Consider the following 19026-nt stretch of genomic DNA (forward strand, 5'->3'; position numbering starts at 1 on the left):
ATGAACAACAAGCTCGAAGGTATGGCACTGAAAGCCACGAACTTACAGAATTTCAGGCACAAAAAAGGACGTCCACGGACGTCCTTTTTTGTGTATTTGGTGGAGCCGGGGGGATTTGAACCCCCGTCCGCCAGTTCTCCACTTTCGGTACTACATGCTTAGCCGTGTCTATTGAGTTAATCCGCAGCCGCCCGACGGGCAGGGTGCTTTGGACGAGTTGTGTAAGTTTTAGCCGCTTCGTCCACAACGTACTACGCGGCGATCCTGTTCTGCATGACAATCACTTCAGGTTTACAGGCATCCCCTAGTGATCGCTGGAGCCGAAGCTACCAGAAGGACTAGTCGCGCCGCTTACGCAGCGAGAGCGTAGCCCTCGTAGTTTTCGTCATTGGCAACTATAGAAAGTTGCAACAGTGGATTTACGACTTCTGTTACCAAGTCGGCATGCACCTAGAGCTTCGCTACCGGCGTCGAATCCTAATCGGCCCCGAAACTTTTGTTGCTGGTACTGGGATGCGAGTTTACGCCAAAGGTTCCACAGCGTCGACCCGGCAATTGCCGGGCGGACGCTGATGGGGCTTGCCGGCGATGATCGCATCCTGCACATTCGTACTGTCTTTTGGATGAGACCCTCGTATGTCACGCCTGTCGCGTTACCCTTTGCGTCAGTGGATCTGGCGCGCTTTTGTGCAGAGTGCGCTGATTCCGCTGATTCTTGTCGAGTCGGTGTTGATCACGGTGTACCTGCTGAGCAACGCGGCGATTCGCGATGCGCAGATTGAGCATTTGCAGCAGAGCGCGTTGGATGATTTGTCTGCGGCGGTGGCGCGTGAAGGCCAGGTGATCGATGGTCGCCTGCGTTCGGTGGAGGCGCAGGCACAGATCTTTCGTGATGCGGCGCTCAATGCTTTAAATAACCGAACGTTTCAGCCCGATGAGCTGGAGCGCCAGCGTCATACCTTGACTGAGAACGGTGTGTTTTACAGCCGTAGCGATGATGGTCGGGCGGCGTCTTTCTATGCCAACAGTACGCCAGTTGCGCAGCAGGACCATGCCAAGGCGTTGCGTCTGTCACAGATTGATCCACTGATGCGTTCGATTCAGGCCGCTAACCCACTGGTTGCGGCGGCTTATTTCAATACCTGGGACAGTTACAACCGTATCTATCCCTTCTTTATGACGCCCGAGCAGTATCCCCATGACATGGTGATACCTGATTACAACTTCTATTACTTGGCAGACGCCAAGCATAACCCTGAGCGCAAGGTGGCCTGGACCGATGTCTACCTCGACCCGGCGGGCATGGGTTGGATGATGTCGGCGGTCGCGCCGGTGTATCGCGATGACTTCCTTGAAGGCGTGGTGGGGCTGGATATTACGGTCGGGCAAATGCTTGGCGAGATTGGCGAGTTGGATGTGCCCTGGCAGGGGTATGCCATGTTGGTCAGTCGTGACCACAACATCATGGCCTTGCCGAGTGCGGGCGAAGAAGATTTCGGCCTGCGCGAGCTGACGCAGTATTCCTATGCCGAGGCGGTGCGCCGTGAGGTGCTCAAGCCAGAAGATTTCAACTTAGCCAAGCGAGCCGAGATGCGGCCGTTGTTACAGGCCATGGCGGCCGGGCAAAGCAAAGTGCAGGAAGTTGAGCTTGGCGGGCGCAAGCAGCTGATCGCCTGGAGCGAGATTCCGCAGACGGGTTGGCAATTGCTGCTGGTAGTCGATGAGGCACATATCTTCAGCGAGACCAATCGCCTGGCCGAGCGCTACTTGCACATCGGCTATCTGCTGATCGTTGGCCTGGCGCTGTTTTATCTGTTGTTTTTTGCCTTGATGTGGCTGCGCTCTCGGCACTTGAGCGAGCAACTGGTGCAGCCGATTGATGGGATTGTCGGCATGATGCGCGAGTTGGGTCAGGGTAATTATCAGCCCGCCGCACCGAGCAGCCAGATCAACGAGTTGGTGAGTATGGCAGCGGCGGTACAGCACACTGGCGAACAGTTGCAGGCCAGTGAAATGCAGCGGGTCGAAACGCAGAGGATTCTCCAACTGGTGTTGGAAAGCACCACGGAAAGTCTCTGGGAGGTCGAGGCAGAGACCATGAGCATCACTCTCAGCGAGCGCTTTCTCAGGCGCTTCGGGCTGATCCACGCGAAGATGAGTTTCAGTGAGTTTAACCAGCGCGTGCACCCCAATGATCTGGAGCGTATTCGCCACCTACGCCAGTTGTTTGCCAGCAGTGGCGAGGACCGTTTCGAGGCCGAATACCGCTACGCCGATGCTTTGGGCGACTACGTCTGGCTGCTCAGCCGCGGCAAGGTGTTGGAGCGTGACAGCGAAGGTCGAGCCCTGCGCGTGGCCGGCACCCATGTCGATATAACCCGGCTTAAGCAAGTGCAGGAAGACCTGCGCCGTGCCAGCCTGGATGCCCAGGCCGCCAGTCAGGCCAAAAGTCGCTTTCTGTCGAGCATGAGCCACGAGTTGCGCACGCCACTCAATGCAATTTACGGCTTTGGTCAGTTGATCGAGATGGAAGCGCAGGATAAACCTGAGGCCAAGCTAGAAGCCGATTACGCCCGTGAAATCGTCAATGCCAGCCGTCACCTGACCTCGCTGGTGGACGATATCCTCGATCTGTCGAGTATCGAGAGCCGCCGTCAGCAGCTCAAATTGCAGCCCGTGGAAGTTGGCGCACTGCTGCATGGTTGCGCCGAGCTGGTGCAGCCGGAGGTGCAGCAACGGCAATTACAACTGCAGGTGCTGGCTGAGGCCGACGCCGGCCTGTATGTGCAAGCGGATATGCGCCGGGTGCGTCAGGTAGTGCTTAACCTGTTGTCCAACGCGATCAAATACAACAGCCCGCAGGGCCTGATTCGTATGGGCTATGAGGTGCGCTCAAACTGCGTGCGGCTGTGGGTCGAAGACAACGGCGCGGGGCTGACGGTAGAGCAACAGGCCAATCTGTTTCAGCCGTTTCAACGTTTGGGGCGTGAAAATTCGACTATTCCAGGCACCGGCATCGGCTTGGTGTTGTGCCGTGAACTAGCCACCTTGATGGCCGGGGAAATGGGTTTTAGTAGCAGTGCTGGCGCGGGCAGTCGCTTTTGGATCGACCTTCCAGGCGCTGCGGCACCAGTGGCGCAGGATCCAGCAAGTGACGCGCCGGAGTCGGTGCAGTCCAAGCAATTGGCTGAAGTGCTGTGTGTCGAGGATCACCCAGCTTGTCTGAAGGTGGTTCAGGAAGCGTTGCGTGAATTTGCTGCTGTGCGCGGCGCGGGTTCGATCCAGCGGGCCTTGGTCGAGCTGGAGCAATGCACGCCGACGTTGCTGCTGCTCGATCTGGACTTACCCGATGGCGATGGTATGCAAGTACTTGATGTGATGCGTCGAGACCCGCGCTTGCAGGCCGTGCCAGTGTTAGTGATCAGTGCAGCTGCGGATGAGGCCGTGTTTGCCGAGGCGCGTCAACGCGGCGCGCAGGCCTGTCTGGCCAAACCAATTGATCTGGCGCAGGTGCGCCGCGTGGCGCTTAGTTTGCTGGGCCAGGCGCTTTGATCAGCACAGCTCACACGGCTGAATGCGTTCAGCCCGCAGACTAGCTATTTATTAGGGCTACTCACTGGCCTCAAGCAATTGCAGGGCCTCGCCTAACACCTTGACCGACTGGCTGTGGTCGCCAGCCTTGTGCAGGGTTTCGCCCTCTGCGCGCAGCTCTTGGACTTGCGCAAGTACGCTTGGGTCACTCGGTGGGTCGCTCTGTAGCAAGGCGTCTATCTTTGCCATATCTGCTGGGCAGTGCATGGCCAATAGAGGGGTGCTGAGCAGAGCCGCAGCCAGGAAAGCAGCTAAACGATACATGGCTATCTCCTTCTAGGGGTGAGTGTTAACTCTAGAAGGTGTAACGCCAATGCGCAGAAAAGCGATAAGTGGCGGCGATAGCCTATGCGGCTAGCAAACGGCTCTGTCAGCTTGTTTTAACGGCCCCGACTCAGTCGGTACCGGCCTCGCCATCCTTGTCGGATTTTCGCAGCAGCAGCAACGCTTTTTGCGCATGAGATTGGCAGGCTTCTTCATCACCCATGCTCTGCGCATCCTCGGCGGCTTTCTTGTGCTCTTCGAACTGCTCCTTGGCGGGAGAGGCCAATGTCACAAGAGCGGATGGGTCGGCGGAGAGTTTCTGCATGTTGGTGGTGCAGAGATCTTCGGCGAAGGCCGGGGAAGCCAGTACAGCGATGGCAACAACACTAGGCAGGGTAATTCCTTTCATTGGAGTGTCCTCCGGTTATGAATTAGATTTCGGAACTTGCTCATCGCGAGTACAAGCGGAGTGCCGAGAAGCTAGCGAGCCAATCACTGGGCTCACAGTAAATGACCCTGGTGGTCAGCCTGAGTTCAGGTTTTTGGCCTTACCCTCGCTCTGCTAGCCGTGGCGACAGCAAAAGAAGGGTTATGTAGCCGGCAGGCAACACGTTAAGCCAATGCTGTCGGCACTATCTTCGCAAGCCCCTGCGCGGCTCACTCTGTCCAGTAGATACACCAACCCGTGGTAGTCGATGCCGCCGTGCTGGCTCAGGCCGATCTCGCAGGTGCGGCTGGTGCTGATGCCTTCCTCACAGTACCGCACGGCGGATTTCAGGCTGCGCAGCGCGTGATCATTCAGCTCTGGGGTGGTAAAGCCTTTGTCACCGGCAAAGCCGCAGCAGTGAATGCCTTCTGGGATGACTACTTCCGAGGTGCAGCGACGCACGATGTCGATCAAACCCTGTGCTTCGCCCAGGTGTTGCGTACTGCAAGTGACGTGTACCGCGACCGGTTTGTCCTGTGGGGTGATCGTCAGCCGGTCGAGCAACTGCTCGCGGATAAACTTCACCGGGTCGTGCAATTTCAGTCGTGCGTCCAGGCCATCTTGAATCAGGCGCAGGGTGCAGGGGCTGGTGTCGCAGTAGATCGGATCGAGGCCGCCGCGACTGGCCTTGAGCAGCGCGTCGATCAGCTCCTGCTTCTTGCGTTCGGCCTGTTCGCTGTAGCCCTTGGAGGCAAACGGCTGGCCGCAGCAGAGGTTGTCCAGATCAGCCGGAAACACCACCTGAAAGCCGCCTTTTTCCAGCAGTGCGCGGGTCTTGTCGAGTAGCGACATTTGCTCGGCATCGCTTGCCGCCGGGCCCATGGCGCGGGATACGCAGGCGGCCAGGTAGACCACCCGTGGCCGTGCATCGTCATTGGCCTTGGGCAGTTGCAGGCGTTGCAGCGGTTGCGGCATCGCTGGCGTCCACTGCGGCACGCGACCCTGACTGGCTTTGCTGAGCGCCGCCGAGGTGCGGCTGAGCAACGGTGCGCCCATCAGCATGCGTGCGCCGTTGGCCACATGCAGCATCACGCGTGCGCCCTGCATGGCGCGGCGGAAGTTGCTCGCCAGCCAATCGGCGCTGCGCTGGCTGTTGGCGTCGCGACCACGCAACTGACGCACTAAGTCGCCGGTATTGATACCCACCGGGCAGCGCTGTGCGCACAATCCGGTGGCGGCGCAGGTGTCGATGCCCTGGTATTGGTAGGCGGCTTCCAGCTCGCGGGTGTCGATGCCGGAACGTTGTTTGGCCTGAATGTCGCGCCAGATCACAATGCGTTGGCGCGGGCTGAGGGTCAGTCCTTTCGACGGACAGACCGGCTCGCAGAAGCCGCATTCAATGCACTTGTCGACGATCTCGTCGGCGGCTGGCAGCGGCTTGAGGTTTTTCAGGTGGATGTCACGATCCTCGGAAAGGATCACATCCGGATTGAGAATGCCCTGGGGGTCGAGCAGGCGCTTGATTTGCCACATAAGTTGATAGGCATCGTTGCCCCATTCCAACTCGACGAAGGGGGCCATGTTGCGCCCTGTGCCGTGTTCGGCTTTAAGCGAGCCGCCAAACTCCACGGCCACCAGCTGCGCCACATCGTCCATAAAAGCTGAGTAGCGGGCGACCTGCTCAGGTGTTTCGAAGGCCTGGGTAAACACGAAGTGCAGGTTGCCTTCCAGGGCATGGCCGAAAATGATCGCTTCGTCATAACTGTGTTTATCGAACAGCTCAAGCAGGCGATTGACGCCTTCGGCGAGTTGTTCGACGGGGAAGGTCACGTCTTCGATGATTACTGTGGTGCCGGTCTGGCGCACCGCGCCGACGGCAGGGAAGGTGTCCTTGCGGATCTTCCACAGCAGGTTGTAGACGGCCGGGTCTTCACTGAAATCCACCTGTTTTTCCAAGGGGAAATCAGCGATGGACGCCATGACCAATTGCAGCTGTTCGTGCAGCAGGCTCTGGCTGGCGGCACGGGATTCGATCAGCAGGGCGCAGGCGCTGTCGGACAAGCCCTTGACCCACTCCGGCATGCCGGGCTTTTCCTGCACTGAGCGCAGGCTGCGGCGGTCGAGCAGTTCCACGGCGGACACTGGTTGCAGCTTGAGCAGAGTGACCGCGCGGCAGCAGCTTTCCACATCGGGGAACACCAGCAGCGCGCTGGCCTTGTGCGGGTGATCGGGCACGGTGTTGTAAGTCACCGCACTGATAAAGCCCAGGGTGCCCTCGGAGCCGACCAGCAGGTGGCTGAGGATATCCAGCGGCTGGTCGAAATCTACCAGGGCGTTGAGCGAAAGGCCGGTGGTGTTTTTTAGCCGGTATTTATGACGAATCTTTGCGGCCAGCTCAGTGTTGGCGCGGGTGCTGCGGCCCAGCTCGTTCAGTTGCGTCAGCAGGTCGGCGTGGGTGGCAAAAAAACGCGTCACGCTGAGCGGGTCTTCAGTGTCCAGCACCGTGCCGTCGGCCAGCACCAGGCGCATACCGGCCAGGGTGTGGTAGCTGTTCTGCGCAGTGCCGCAGCACATGCCGCTGGAGTTGTTGGCGACGATACCGCCGATCTTGCAAGCGTTGATCGAGGCGGGGTCGGGGCCGATTTTGCGCTGAAACGGCGCGAGCACGGCATTCGCCTGTGCGCCGATCACTCCAGGTTGCAGGCGGATCTGGCTGCCCTGGCCACGGATTTCCCGGCCGTTCCAGTTATCACCGAGCACGATCAGCACCGAATCGCTGATGGCTTGGCCGGACAGGCTGGTGCCGGCGGCGCGGAAGGTCACTGGCACTTGATGCTTGCTGGCCAGCTTAAGCAGGTCGACCACTTCCAGCTCCACCTCGACGCGCACCACCAGCTTGGGAATCAGCCGGTAGAAGCTGGCATCGGTGCCGAAGGCCAGGGTCGACAGCGGGTCGTCGAAGCGCCGCTCGGCAGGGATCAGGCGCTCGACGGTGGTGAGAAAAGCGGCAGGCAGGCTCATGCAGGCTCCGTAGTCAGATTCGGCGTCAGGTGCAGCGTCAGGACGCGGCGTGGTGCAGTTCGCGCACCAGCGAATCAGCAGTGATTTCGCTGATCGATTTGGCTCCGGTCAGCACCATGGCCACGCGCATTTCCTTCTCGATCAAATCCAGCAGGTTGCTCACGCCAGCCTCGCCGTCAGCGGCCAGGGCGTAGATAAAAGCGCGGCCGAGCATCACCGTGTCGGCGCCCAGGGCGATCATGCGCACTACATCCAGGCCGGTGCGAATGCCGGAGTCGGCAAGAATCGCTAAGTCACCTTTAACCGCATCGGCAATCGCCGGCAGGGCGCGCGCGCTGGACATCACGCCATCAAGCTGACGACCACCGTGGTTGGACACGACGATGCCGTCGGCACCGAAGCTCACCGCATCCTTGGCATCCTGCGGGTCGAGGATGCCCTTGATCACCATCGGGCCGTCCCAGAATTCACGAATCCATTCCAGATCCTTCCAGCTGATGGAGGGGTCGAAGTTGTTACCCAGCCAGCCGATATAGTCGGCCAGGCCGGTGGGGTTGCCCCGGTAGGCGGAGATATTGCCCAGGTCGTGGGGTTTGCCGAGCAGGCCGACATCCCAGGCCCAGCGTGGGTGGGTCATGGCTTGCAGCATGCGCCGCAGCGGCGCGTTCGGCCCGCTCATGCCGGAATGGGCATCGCGGTAGCGCGCGCCGGGCACCGGCATATCGACGGTAAATACCAGGGTGGTGACGCCGGCTGCCTTGGCCCGCTCCAGGGCGTTTTTCATAAAGCCACGGTCTTTCAGCACATACAGCTGAAACCACATCGGCCGGTCGATGGCCGGCGCGACTTCTTCAATCGGGCACACCGAAACGGTGGACAGGGTAAAAGGGATGCCCTTGGCGGCGGCGGCCTTGGCGGCCTGCACTTCACCACGGCGGGCATACATGCCGGTCAGGCCGACCGGGGCCAGGGCCACCGGCATGCTCAGGGTTTCGTTAAACAGACGGGTTTCCAGGCTCAGTTCCGACATGTTGCGCAGCACGCGTTGGCGCAGGGCAATGTCCGCCAGGTCGGCGACGTTGCGCTTGAGCGTGTGTTCGGCATAGGCGCCGCCATCGATGTAGTGGAACAGAAACGGCGGCAGCCGGCGTTGGGCGGCGGCGCGATAGTCGGTGGAGGCAGAAATGATCATGGAGTCACCCAGGTGGAGAATGAGGGTTGTTACAACGCTCGGGCGCGCGGTTTGACTCGCGCGCCCGAGCGCTTATCAGCCTGCCATTAGCGGGTCGCTAATGCCCAGCACATACACGGCAAACAGTGCGATCAGGCCGGTAAACAGCACGTAGTACAGGGTAGGCCAGATGGTTTTGCGCAGGATGCTGCCTTCGCGGCCTAGCAGGCCAACCGTGGCCGAAGCCGCGACGACGTTGTGAATCGCCACCATATTGCCGGCGGCCGCACCAATCGCCTGCACCGCCACAATTAGCGCGCTGGAAATGCCCAGGCTGCTGGCCACGCCGAACTGGAACTGGCTAAACATCATGTTGCTGACGGTGTTGGAACCGGCAATAAACGCGCCCAAGGCGCCCACGCTCGGCGCCAGCAACGGGTAGATACCGCCCACGCTGTCGGCCGCCCAGCGCGCCATCAGGATCGGCATGCTCGACAGCTCGGCGGCGTTGACCCCGGAGTTGATCAGGATGCGCACCATCGGCACGGTAAACAGCAGCACGAAGCCGGCGCTCAGCAGCACGCCCGACGACTCCTTCACGGCGCTGCCCAATTCGCGCAGCTTCATGCCGTGGAAGAAGAACGTGGCGAGCACTACTGTCACCAGAATCCCGCCCGGCAGGTACAGCGGCTGGAAGTTGGCACTGACACCGGTTTCACCGAGCAGGTCGGGGAAGTTCAGCATCACCGCTTTCAGCGCGGCACTTACCTCGGGGAATACCCGGCTGATCACCAGCAGCACGCCAACCAGCACATAAGGCAACCAGGCGCGCAGGGCGCTCATCGGCTTGGCGGTGAGTTGGTCGAGCTTCATTTCCACAGTGCCCAGCCACTCGGCTGGCCATTTGTCCGCCGGGGCGAAATCCCAGGTGGTTTTTGGCAGCAGAAAGCCCATGCGCGCGGCGCTGGTGACAATCGCCAGGCCAATCAAACCACCGGCCAGGGAAGGGAACTCTGGGCCGAGAAACACCCCGGTCAGCGCGTAGGGAATGGTAAACGCCAGGCCGGCGAAGATCGCGAATGGCAGTACTGCAAAACCGGCTTTCCAGCTTTTCTCGGTGCCGAAGAAGCGCGTCAGCATCAGTACCATAATCAGCGGCATCACGGTGCCGACAATGGCGTGAACAATCGCCACTTCACTGGTGATCAACTGCAGAAACTGCGCCCAGGACGAACCTTGCTCAACCAGCTGTGCACCAATGGTGGCTGAGTCCAGGCCGGTATTGACCCCAACGATGATCGGCGTACCCACCGCGCCGAACGACACCGGCGTGCTCTGTACCAGCATGCCGAGCATTACCGCAGCCATGGCTGGGAAGCCGATGGCGACGAGCAATGGCGCAGCGATGGCCGCGGGGGTGCCGAAGCCGGAAGCCCCTTCAATAAAACAGCCGAACAGCCAGGCAATGATGATTGCCTGAATGCGCCGGTCTGGGCTGATGGTGGCAAAACCGGCGCGGATGGCAGTGATACCGCCCGAGTGCTTGAGGGTGTTGAGCAGCAGAATCGCGCCGAAGATGATCCACAGCAGGCCAAGGGTAATCAGCAGACCTTGCACGGTGGAGGCCAGCACGCGGTTAAAACTCATATCCCAGGCAAATAGCGCAACGCCAGCGGTGAGCAGATAGACCAGGGGCATGGCATGTTTGGCCGGCCAGCGCAGACCGATCAGTAGAACGGCAGCTAGCAGAATGGGGGAAAAAGCCAGTAGGGCAAGAAGACCCGTCGACATGGTGGTCTCTCCTTAACGCTGCGCAATGCGCATGGGTGAGTGCGGATGCGCATCGGCATGCAGCGCTGCGGCGGGGGTAAGCAATAGAGCCGGCATAGGGAGACCTCATGAACTCTTGGAATTGTTTTTGTTTGGTTAATTGGTAATACCAATTAACAAGACTGCGCGGTCAGGGTAAAAGTGTGGGCTCCAGCCTGTCAATTAGGTGCCTTACGACTTTGGTCGTAAAGCTGCGTCTTGCTAGGCAGCTGAGGCGGCGATAGGCTTGCCGGCAGCGGGTCGCAAAGGCCCATGGCAGGTGGTCAAACCAATGGAGTGCGGGCTATGGAAGTGGGATCGGTGCGTCAGCGCCGTTTGTCGGACGATATCGTCAGCCAACTGGAGACCATGATCCTCGAAGGCACGCTCAAGGCCGGCGAGCGCCTACCTGCGGAACGGGTGCTGGCCGAGCAGTTCGGCGTGTCGCGGCCGTCGCTACGTGAAGCGATTCAGAAACTGGCGGCCAAGGGCCTGCTGGTCAGCCGCCATGGTGGCGGTAACTATGTGGCCGAAACCCTGGGTTCGACCTTCAGTGATCCATTGTTACACCTGTTGGAAAGCAATCCCGAAGCGCAGCGCGATCTGCTGGAGTTTCGTCACACCCTGGAAGGCTCCTGCGCCTTCTATGCCGCGCAACGCGCCACTGAACTGGATCGCCAGCGCCTGACCGATGCCTTTGCCGTGCTGCAGGATTGCTACAGCCGCAGCGGCAAGGTGACCCGCGCCGAAGAGGGCGCCGCCGATGCCAACTTCCACCTGGCGATTGCCGAGGCCAGCCACAACGCCGTATTGCTGCACACCATTCGCGGGCTGTTCGACCTGCTCAAGCGCAACGTGGTGACCAATATCGGCGGCATGTACGCCCAGCGCGATGAAACCCGCGACATGCTGATCGAACAGCACCGCGCCCTGTATCAGGCGATTATCGAAGGCCGCGCCGAAGACGCCCGTGCCCTCTCCAACCGGCATATTGACTATGTGCAGGAAGTACTGACCGAAGTGCAGCAACAGGCGCGCCGTGAAGAGCGCGCACAGCGTCGCGGCAAGCTGTGAACCCCTGGCGCTGCGGGCTGTGCACCTGGACACTGGGCTGTCCATTTGATCGGCGGACTTTCGCTCGCTAAGCGCAGTCAAAACGGGCATGGTTAGCTCTCTTGACGTTGCGACTGCCCCCTTTGGGGGGAGCGCTATGCAACCTCAAAAGACCCTGTTCATCCCTGGACCTTAAGCGCCATACGCTCGGAGATAGTTATGCCCCCTATGGATACTGAGCAACAACTGGCGGCCCGTCTGGCCATCCTGGAAAACCCGCAAGCGCAGGACTGCACGGTCTATCGCGCCGATGAAAAGGATCAGGACCCGGATGCTGAGGAAGTGGATCTGGGTGATGCCAAGGTGCTGTTCTGCGGCCCTTTCGAGGCCCCGGCTGATTGGGACGCGGCGGAGCGCGAAGATTATTTCGGCGACAGCGCACCTGAGCTGTTTGTGAATGCGCGTATCGAGTGTGAAGCTAAGCCTGGTTCGAAGAGCCATTTCAGCGTGGACATCGGCGACTATGTAGCGGCTCAGCCGAGCCTGGGTGAGGTGGTGATGTATTACGTGCATGACTATCTGGATGACGACACGGGCTGCACCTATGTGCTGCACCGTGATGAAGAAGTGTTGGAGTAACGCCGCTGTTACGCCGGGCTTTATGCTGAAGCCCGGCTCGCTCTTTGCTGGTTTGCTGTGCGCCGTTTATCCGCGCTTAGTCCTGTAGTACCGGGTTATTACCCATGGCGGGCGAATCGGCATAACACTCTGTGCTTCTCAACTCATAAAGGGAGCACGCAAATGGCCGCTAAAAAGATTCTTATGCTGGTTGGCGACTACGTCGAAGACTACGAAGTGATGGTGCCGTTTCAGGCGCTGCTGATGGTCGGCCATCAGGTGCACGCCGTGTGTCCGGACAAGACCGCCGGGCAAAGCGTACGCACTGCCATTCACGATTTTGAAGGTGAGCAAACCTACAGCGAAAAGCCGGGGCATAACTTCGCCCTGAACTTCGACTTTGCTCAGGTCAAAGCCGAAGACTATGACGCCCTGGTGGTTCCCGGCGGCCGTTCGCCTGAATACCTGCGCTTGAATCCTCAGGTTGTGGCGCTGGTGCAGGCATTCGATAAAGCAGGTAAGCCGATTGCCGCAGTCTGCCACGGTGCTCAGTTGCTCGCGGCAGCCGGTATTTTGAGAGGGCGCGAATGCAGCGCTTATCCAGCCTGTGGCCCGGACGTGACGATGGCTGGTGGGCAGTACATCGACATCACCGTGGATCAGGCCCACGTGCAAGGCAATCTGGTGACCGCACCGGCCTGGCCGGCGCACCCGAACTGGCTGGCAGCGTTTCTGAAAGTGCTGGGTACGCAGATCACGCTATAAAATCCTGTGGCCAATGCGGCCCCACTATTCATGGAGGTGACCGCCATGTGCGAGCTGTATGTCAAAGCCGATCCGATTCTCTATGAATCCCGTGCCCGCTCGCTGCGCATCCGTGGCGTGGTCACCACCCTGCGCCTGGAAAACCAGTTCTGGGACATCCTGCGCGAAATCGCCGAAGTGGATGGCATGACCACCAATCAGCTGATCACCAAGCTGTATGACGAGGTCATGGACTACCGTGGCGAGGTGGTGAATTTCGCCTCGTTTCTGCGTGTTAGCTGCACCCGTTACCTGAGCCAGCGTCGTGCGCCGGCTGAGCTAAGCCTGGTACGGGCGATCCAATCCTAACAGGCCGTTGAAAAACTACCTGCGTTGGCAATACTGCGTTAAAAACGGCCTCGGAATACTCATGTACAACTCGTACACTCCGCTTCCTCGGCCGTTTTTGCCTTGTCTTGCCTGCCTCGCCTACGTTTTTAAACGGCCTGTTACGCGGTAGCTGCGATGCGTAGCGCAGGATCACCCAATGGGTGACTTAGCGCATCGAAGAAGCGCAGCTCGACCTTCTGCTCGGCAAACAGGCTGGCGTAGTGCTGCTTCTGCTGCGCGATAAACAGCGGATTGTGCGGGTAGATTGAGATCGCCAGGGTTTTCAGCCCGGCCTGCTGCAGCGCCAGGATCAGGTGCTGATCCTGCGCGGCCAGGCTGTGGCCGAAGATGCACAGCTTGTCCTTGGGTTGCGCCAGCTGGCTGTAGCAGAACGACAGGTAATCGGAGTTGCGAATGGCCTTGAGTTTGTCCGCGCTGCTGCCTTCGTTGACGAACAACGGAATATCGCCGAGCTGGTTGATGGCGAAGCTGGCCAGCAAGGTGCTTTCCGACGAATTGAGAATGCGCGTGCTGCCGTCGATGTTCTTTACCAGGTGCATGCCGCCGTGCAGGTAGAGCATACGCGTGGCGTTGCCCTGGCGGTCGTGGTTACCAAGGTCAAAAGTCGAGTCCGCGCCGCGGAACATCTCTTCAAACGCTTCTGGGGCCTGCATCACGGCCCAATAGTTGAGCAGGTCGTAATTGCCGGAATACACCGTCTGGTATTGGCTAAGCGCGCTATTGATCCGCGCCAGGCCGTCGGCCTGCATCTGGCTCCAGGGAATATGTACCGAACGCACGGCGTGGATCAGCGCTTCCTTGATGGCGAAGTAGCGATGGCGCGGCGACGAGGAGTTGATGGTCAGCGCGGCATTGACCCGGATGCTGTTCTTCAACGCGCTGAGCACCTGTTCGAAGTTGCTGGTCTCCAGGGCGCGGAACACGCTCAGCTCGGTCGCGCTAAGCGGGCGGTTACGGGTGGTCTGGGCTTCGTCAAACAGCGAGAAGTAAGCGAATTTGCGCCATACCGCCAGGCTCGCACCGTTGCCGATGAGCAGCTCGGGGAAGCCGATGCTGCTGTTCAGGGTGTTCCAGTCTTCCAGTTCGCCAGTAAATTCTGGGGTTTGCATAATCGCTAGTTGTCGCCTTGGCCGTATCAGGGTGCGACTTTAACATGGGGCGCGGCGACTACCGGCTTAGCCGTCGCGGCCCATTGCACCGCCAGGATGCTGCCCAGCACCGCGATCAACCCCAGTAGCGCCACGCCGGTGATGCTCTGCCCCAATAATGCCCAGCCCAACAGCACCGCCACCAGCGGGCTGAGCAAGCCCAGAGAAGACACCGCCACCGGGGCAAGCCGAGCGATGCCGCGAAACCACAGCACATAGGCCAACAGCGCGCCGAACAGCGACAGGTAGGTATAACCCAGCCACTGCAACAGGCTGAGGCGCGGCAGCGGCGGGTCGATCAGCCAGGCCACCGGCAGCAGGAACAGGCCGCCAATCAGCAACTGCCAGCCGGTAAAGGCCAGCAGCGGCACAGTCGGCCGCCAGCGCCGCGTCAGGTAAGTACCGCTGGCCATGCAAGCGGTGCCGATAAAGGCGGCGGCAATCCCGATCGGGTCCCAGCTGGCCCCTGGAGCGAGCAACAGGGCAGCCATCCCTGCAATACCCACCACACTGGCAGCGACCGCCACAGATGCCGGCCGCTGCTGATCCATCGACCACACCAGGCCCATCACCAGCAGCGGTTGAATCGCCCCAACTACTGCCGCCAAGCCGCCCGGCAAGCGGTACGCGGCGACAAACAGCAGCGCCTGGAAGAAGCCGATATTCAGCGCCGCCAGCACCAGCAAGCGTGGCCATTCGCTGCGCCGGGGCAGGTAGCGGCTATACAGCACCAGTAACAGGCCGGCGGGCAGGGCGCGCAGCAGCGCGGCAGTAAACGGTCGGTCCGGCGGCAGGATCTCGGTGGTGACGATATAGGTCGAGCCCCAGATGGCCGGTGCCAAGGCAGTGATCAACACATCCAGCCAGGTGCTACGCGAAGGTGAGCTGTCCATGCATTTGTCTCGCATTCAAGATAAAATGCGAGGCTAATAGCAACTTGTCTTGAGTTCAAGATAAATTTCCAGGGGTAAACCAATGGCAGTCCAGCGACAGATGGATGCGGTCGATGCAATTCTTCAGCAGTGGCACCGCGAGCGGCCGGACCTGGATGTCAGCCCGATGGGCGTGATCGGCCGTCTTGGCCGTTGTTCGGCGTTACTGCGGCGTGAGTTGGACAAGGTCTTCAGTAGCTTCGGTATGACTGCCTGGGAATTCGATGTGCTGGCCACCTTGCGCCGCTCTGGCGAACCCTTTTGCCTGGCCCCGACGACCCTATTCTCTACACTGATGATTACCTCCGGCACCATGACGCGGCAGTTGCAGCAGCTTGAGGCATCAGGGTTGATCAGCCGTCTGGCCAATCCCAGTGATGCGCGCAGCATGCTGGTGCAGTTGACGCCGGCTGGACTGGAGTTGATTGAGCGTGCGGTGACGGCACATGTCGCCAATGAAGCGCGGCTGCTGGCACCGATTGCGGCCGCAGAACTTGCGCAACTGGATGCGCGACTGTCCGAGTTGCTGGCGGTACTGGAACCGGTCAGCGAATGATGATCTTGTAACCCCGTCCGCGAGCAGGTTGGGCGACGAAACGAGGTGCGTGATGAGCAGCGAGTTGGTGATTGAAGATATTCAACTGGGTGACGGTAAGGAAGTGGTCAAAGGTGCGCTGATTACTACCCAGTACAACGGTTTTCTCGAAGATGGCAGCAAGTTCGATTCCTCCTATGATCGCGGCAAAGCCTTCCAGTGCGTGATCGGCACAGGCCGGGTGATCAAGGGCTGGGACCAAGGCCTGATGGGTATGAAAGTCGGCGGCAAGCGCAAACTCTTTGTGCCGTCGCATCTGGGTTACGGCGAGCGCCAGTTCGGCGCGCATATCAAACCGCACTCCAATCTGATCTTTGAGATTGAGTTACTGGAAGTGCTGACGCGGGATGATTGAGGTGGTTGGATTTGCTAGGTAACCGCCCAGAGCATCAGAGGCGTGCGTGACTTTGTGAATACGTAGGATGGGTGGAGTAAACAGTAATCATCACGCCTCTACGCGAACCAAGGTGTTTGCGTCGACGGTAGCATGAGGGCATCACGCTCAGCCCATCTGCTGGTGCCCAAGATTTCGTATAGCGAGCCAGGTCAACAATGAACAAGGACGATCAACTGAGGGGGAAGCTCCTTGAGCACGCCTGGAAAGGTGAGTTGTGGATGGGGCCTGATTACTGTCTGGTTGACGGCCAGACTGGTCACACTCAGCCCCATGCGCATTATGCCCATCAGGTGCTGATTGCCAGGGAAGGGGTGGTGCAAGCGCTAATACAAGGTCAAGTCCAACAGGGGGCCGTGCTGCTGATTGAGTCGAATCAGCAACACGCGATTCTGCAGTCCGAGCAGTCGTCGATCACCCTCTTCGCAGAGCCGCTCGCCTTCGACCTGAGCGCTTTACAGCACGCGTGCTGGCAATCGGGGCCTGATCTTGAGCGCCTGGCCGAGCACCTGCGCGGGCTTGAGCGCCGCCACTTGGACCCGCGCTTGGGCAAAGCCTTGGAGCGCATTCGCGCGCTCGACGACCAGGCGTTGCCAGCCAGGCTCGTGGCCAGCGAAGCCGCTATTTCGATCAGCCAGTTGGAGAGGCTGTTCAGCGGCACGCTGGGGCTGTCAGTGTGCCGTCTGGTATTATGGCAGCGCCTGCGACATGCCTTGCAACTGGCGTTAAGCGGTTGCAATCTGACCACCGCGGCCTGCGCTGCCGGTTTTTCCGACTCCGCCCATCTGTCTCGCAGCGTGCGCCGTCAGTTCGGCATTCGTGCCGACTTGTCGCTGCGCCATCTGGCGTTACGAGTCCTTGATTAGCACTTCATGCAGAGCCGGTGGCACTGGTGCAGGTGGATAGGCAGGGTGCTCGCGGCGAAAGGGTTCGATCAGCTGTGCCAGATAGGCCACGGGATAGTCCGGACGATTGCCAATACCCAGGTCATTGTCAGTCACGGTATAGCGCTGAGAGTCCAACGCTGTCCCGAGTAACCGGTCCCAAAAACTGAAGAACAGAGCGAAGTTCACATCCCCAGCCGTGCCGTATTTCAAGTGATGTAGCCGATGCACAGGGGCCCAAGCGAACACATGCCGCAGCCAGCCGGTACGCATATCGACATTGCTGTGCTGTAACAACAGCTGAATGGTAATGGCGAACGCCAGCAGCGCGGCGACCTCTACAGGCATGCCAAGCAGGAGCAACGGTAACGTACCGCCCAAGGCTTCAAGCATCTGGTGCAGTGGGTGCTTCATCAGTCCGTTGAGTCCGTACATCCGCGTGACACTGTGGTGAACTGCATGCAGGCGCCACAACAGCGGCCAGCGGTGGCTGGCGTAATGCACAAGGGTAATTCCTAGGTCCGCCAACGGCACAACCAGCAACAACTGAAAGCCCAGCGGCCAGTCATTAGGCCAGAGCCCACTGTCGGGCAGCCACATTGCCAATAGTGGAATCGCCGCTACACCCAGAACGTTAAATGTCTCGTTGACTGCCGCATGGGTATAGTCCCGTGCACTATCTTTCTGGCTCTTGTTCCAGTTCGCCTGATAAGGCCATCGTCTCTCGCCAGCGTATGCCAGCACGATTGCGGTCACTAACAATGCTGGCAGCCAGCCGAGTGGCGCTCCATGGCTGATCATGAATACGGCTAGGCCGATAAATCCAAAGAAGAACATCGGTCCGAATAAGTTTCGCATGCTGATACTCCAGTCGTAGTTGGAGTTCCAGTGTTTCTTTGGCCGTGTTCACCACGCTTGAACAATCGGCGCATTCATCCTGTTTAGGATAAAAATGGCGCATGTACCTGCGCCAATTTGCACGTGCTTCAAACCCGACAGGAGTTCTTGAAGCACATGCAGCGGTTTGAGTTGATTCCGACTGCCAGGCTATTGCAGGCGCTTGGTTCGGCCTCGCTGGGCCGTGTCTAGCCTGCCAGTGATCTTAATAGACCGCTGGTTCTGTAGGGCGTCGGAAGAGCACGTGTGTCCGCGTGAGCAGGTTTCCAGCTGTTCAAACCCACTGATCATTGTGCTTGCGCCGCACCCGCAGCATGGTCGGCAGAATCAGCCCGGCGAGCAGTCCGCCACCGGCGATGCCGCCGCCGTAGGCCATATAGCGCATCAGCACTTGCTGATTTTCCTCGCCCAGCTGCGCTTGTAGTTCGCGCAGCTCGGAATTGGCCCGGCTTAACTCTATGTCCAGTGTTGAGCGCGCGGTTTGCAGTTCGTCGATCAGGGTTTTGCGTGAATCCAGAGTTTCCTGCATGCCTTGCACGCGGGTCTTCCAGGTGTCGTTGATGCCTTCCAGTTCGGCGCTCAGTTCGGTCACTTTCTGTTCCAGCAGCGGCAGGCGCTCGGCTTGGCCGGGTGCATCCTGCAGGTCGCGGTTGGCTATCCATACCGCGCTGCCGCTTTCGCCACGCACCTGGCTGTAATCGCCGGAGGTTTGCAGCAGGGTGACCTTTTGCCCGGAGACCAGGGTGCCGACGATGCGATAGCCGTCGGTTGGGCCGCTGCGCACATAGGTATTCAGGCTGTCGCTGACCCAGCGATTGTTACTGGTGTTCTCTTCGGCTTGGGCGCTGACGCTTGCCAGCAGGCAGGCCGCGATGGTCAGGTTGTGCAGTGGGGTAAAGGTGGCGGGGCGATAGCGGAATAGGGACATGGGGCAATCTTCACATGACGATTAAACGAAACCCTCAGGCGGGTGCGGTACATGCCGGCCAGACGCATTGCCGTAGCAGGTACACGCTCGGAATGAAGTGGCGCTTATGCAACTGCGCGCTGGGCAAATGGCCATGCAC

General features: G+C 59.7%; 17 protein-coding genes and 1 other RNA gene. 8 read left to right on the forward strand and 10 right to left on the reverse strand.

The window, feature by feature from the left end; all coding sequences use genetic code 11:
• Nucleotides 1–97 precede the first annotated feature (97 nt).
• Nucleotides 98–489, reverse strand: a transfer-messenger RNA (tmRNA) gene (gene ssrA, locus AACX99_RS14200).
• Between the two features lie 147 nt (nucleotides 490–636).
• On the opposite strand from ssrA, the gene AACX99_RS14205 reads away from it, so the two are divergent.
• The gene (locus tag AACX99_RS14205) at nucleotides 637–3552 is read left to right on the forward strand and encodes a hybrid sensor histidine kinase/response regulator (protein WP_339412755.1); all 2916 of its coding nucleotides are present in this window, start codon (nucleotides 637–639) and stop codon (nucleotides 3550–3552) included.
• Between the two features lie 57 nt (nucleotides 3553–3609).
• Here the strand turns inward: AACX99_RS14205 and AACX99_RS14210 are convergent, their stop codons facing one another.
• The 5 genes from AACX99_RS14210 to AACX99_RS14230 all read right to left on the reverse strand — a co-directional run bounded on the left by AACX99_RS14210 (nucleotide 3610) and on the right by AACX99_RS14230 (nucleotide 10265).
• The gene (locus AACX99_RS14210) at nucleotides 3610–3855 is read right to left on the reverse strand and encodes a hypothetical protein (protein WP_339412756.1); all 246 of its coding nucleotides are present in this window, start codon (nucleotides 3853–3855) and stop codon (nucleotides 3610–3612) included.
• A 130-nt stretch (nucleotides 3856–3985) separates the two neighbouring features.
• Nucleotides 3986–4264, reverse strand: coding sequence for a hypothetical protein (locus tag AACX99_RS14215; protein ID WP_339412758.1), 279 nt, complete (start codon nucleotides 4262–4264; stop codon nucleotides 3986–3988).
• Nucleotides 4265–4444: 180 nt separating this feature from the next.
• On the reverse strand, nucleotides 4445–7303 hold the full coding sequence (locus AACX99_RS14220; RefSeq protein ID WP_339412759.1) for an FAD-binding and (Fe-S)-binding domain-containing protein: 2859 nt from the start codon (nucleotides 7301–7303) through the stop codon (nucleotides 4445–4447).
• A 37-nt stretch (nucleotides 7304–7340) separates the two neighbouring features.
• The gene (gene lldD, locus AACX99_RS14225) at nucleotides 7341–8495 is read right to left on the reverse strand and encodes an FMN-dependent L-lactate dehydrogenase LldD (RefSeq protein WP_339412761.1); all 1155 of its coding nucleotides are present in this window, start codon (nucleotides 8493–8495) and stop codon (nucleotides 7341–7343) included.
• 75 nt (nucleotides 8496–8570) lie between these two features.
• Nucleotides 8571–10265: an L-lactate permease gene (locus AACX99_RS14230; RefSeq protein WP_339412762.1), complete on the reverse strand. Its 1695-nt coding sequence runs from the start codon at nucleotides 10263–10265 to the stop codon at nucleotides 8571–8573.
• Nucleotides 10266–10589: 324 nt separating this feature from the next.
• Here AACX99_RS14230 and AACX99_RS14235 point away from each other — a divergent pair, with 324 nt between their 5' ends.
• The 4 genes from AACX99_RS14235 (at nucleotide 10590) to AACX99_RS14250 (ending at nucleotide 13067) form a co-directional block, all read left to right on the forward strand.
• Nucleotides 10590–11357 carry an FCD domain-containing protein gene (locus AACX99_RS14235; RefSeq protein WP_339412763.1) on the forward strand — a complete coding sequence of 256 codons (768 nt, stop codon included), beginning with the start codon at nucleotides 10590–10592 and terminating at the stop codon, nucleotides 11355–11357.
• Nucleotides 11358–11555: 198 nt separating this feature from the next.
• Nucleotides 11556–11975, forward strand: coding sequence for a hypothetical protein (locus tag AACX99_RS14240; RefSeq protein WP_339412764.1), 420 nt, complete (start codon nucleotides 11556–11558; stop codon nucleotides 11973–11975).
• Nucleotides 11976–12137: 162 nt separating this feature from the next.
• On the forward strand, nucleotides 12138–12719 hold the full coding sequence (locus AACX99_RS14245) for a DJ-1/PfpI family protein (RefSeq protein WP_339412765.1): 582 nt from the start codon (nucleotides 12138–12140) through the stop codon (nucleotides 12717–12719).
• 45 nt (nucleotides 12720–12764) lie between these two features.
• Nucleotides 12765–13067 (forward strand): ribbon-helix-helix domain-containing protein, encoded by a 303-nt coding sequence (locus AACX99_RS14250; protein ID WP_339412767.1) that lies wholly within the window; start codon nucleotides 12765–12767, stop codon nucleotides 13065–13067.
• A gap of 140 nt (nucleotides 13068–13207) precedes the next feature.
• Here AACX99_RS14250 and AACX99_RS14255 read toward each other — a convergent pair whose 3' ends face one another.
• Together AACX99_RS14255 and AACX99_RS14260 are read right to left on the reverse strand one after the other, a co-directional pair.
• On the reverse strand, nucleotides 13208–14218 hold the full coding sequence (locus AACX99_RS14255; protein ID WP_339412769.1) for a DUF4917 family protein: 1011 nt from the start codon (nucleotides 14216–14218) through the stop codon (nucleotides 13208–13210).
• 26 nt (nucleotides 14219–14244) lie between these two features.
• Nucleotides 14245–15150 (reverse strand): DMT family transporter, encoded by a 906-nt coding sequence (locus tag AACX99_RS14260; RefSeq protein ID WP_339412771.1) that lies wholly within the window; start codon nucleotides 15148–15150, stop codon nucleotides 14245–14247.
• 82 nt (nucleotides 15151–15232) lie between these two features.
• Here AACX99_RS14260 and AACX99_RS14265 point away from each other — a divergent pair, with 82 nt between their 5' ends.
• The 3 genes from AACX99_RS14265 (at nucleotide 15233) to AACX99_RS14275 (ending at nucleotide 17044) form a co-directional block, all read left to right on the forward strand.
• Nucleotides 15233–15745 (forward strand): MarR family winged helix-turn-helix transcriptional regulator, encoded by a 513-nt coding sequence (locus AACX99_RS14265; RefSeq protein WP_339412773.1) that lies wholly within the window; start codon nucleotides 15233–15235, stop codon nucleotides 15743–15745.
• A gap of 52 nt (nucleotides 15746–15797) precedes the next feature.
• Nucleotides 15798–16139: an FKBP-type peptidyl-prolyl cis-trans isomerase gene (locus AACX99_RS14270; protein WP_339412774.1), complete on the forward strand. Its 342-nt coding sequence runs from the start codon at nucleotides 15798–15800 to the stop codon at nucleotides 16137–16139.
• 260 nt (nucleotides 16140–16399) lie between these two features.
• On the forward strand, nucleotides 16400–17044 hold the full coding sequence (locus AACX99_RS14275) for a helix-turn-helix transcriptional regulator (protein WP_339412775.1): 645 nt from the start codon (nucleotides 16400–16402) through the stop codon (nucleotides 17042–17044).
• Here the strand turns inward: AACX99_RS14275 and AACX99_RS14280 are convergent.
• Together AACX99_RS14280 and AACX99_RS14285 are read right to left on the reverse strand one after the other, a co-directional pair.
• On the reverse strand, nucleotides 17027–17920 hold the full coding sequence (locus AACX99_RS14280) for a sterol desaturase family protein (RefSeq protein WP_339412776.1): 894 nt from the start codon (nucleotides 17918–17920) through the stop codon (nucleotides 17027–17029). The genes AACX99_RS14275 and AACX99_RS14280 overlap by 18 nt on opposite strands.
• 313 nt (nucleotides 17921–18233) lie before the next feature.
• On the reverse strand, nucleotides 18234–18887 hold the full coding sequence (locus tag AACX99_RS14285) for a TIGR04211 family SH3 domain-containing protein (protein WP_339412778.1): 654 nt from the start codon (nucleotides 18885–18887) through the stop codon (nucleotides 18234–18236).
• Between the last annotated feature and the right edge of the window lie 139 nt (nucleotides 18888–19026).

Source organism: Pseudomonas sp. EA_35y_Pfl2_R5 (assembly GCF_963970805.1).
Lineage (GTDB): Bacteria > Pseudomonadota > Gammaproteobacteria > Pseudomonadales > Pseudomonadaceae > Aquipseudomonas.